Genomic DNA, 532 nt, shown 5'->3' with positions numbered 1-532 from the left:
ACTCTGGGTCTTTCACTTGAATGGAATTACGGCCGAACGTCGCATACACGTCCCTGAACTCTCCCGCGATGTAACGGACGAGATCTACCTGGTGCGTCACAGCATCGACAAGGAAACCGCCCGACATATCGAGCTGGCTCCACCATCTAGCCGGGTGAGCCGTGCCGAAGCGTTGAATCTGAATCAGGTGAATCGGCTTGCCTTGTAGATACGCCTTCGCCTTCTGCACCGTATCCAAGTACCTCAAGCAATACCCGACTGAATTAATAATACCGGAATCCCGCACCGACTGCTCTTTGCGTTGGACTTCTTCCATACTCAAGCCGAGCGGCTTCTCCACCAGCAGATGAATACCTCGGCTAGCCGCGATCTCCTCCAGCTGTCCTCTCGCGAACTGTGGCGCACAGATGAGGGCAGCGTCAATCTCACGATTGTCGAGCAATAACTCGGCGCTGGACGAGACTTCGGCTCCAACCTCACCTGCAAGCTTAGCGGCTTGTTCCTCATTAACATCGTATACCCGGACTACCTC

1 protein-coding gene is annotated in these 532 nt (G+C 54.7%); it reads right to left on the bottom strand.

Annotation, left to right across the window (positions count from 1 at the left end; all coding sequences use genetic code 11):
• A partial coding sequence (locus AC1DWB_RS37150; RefSeq protein WP_477546027.1) for a Gfo/Idh/MocA family protein occupies positions 1-532 on the bottom strand: 532 nt, incomplete at both ends.

This window comes from Paenibacillus sp. P4_E11 (assembly GCF_056401635.1).
This window is presented reverse-complemented; position numbering and strand designations above follow the sequence as displayed.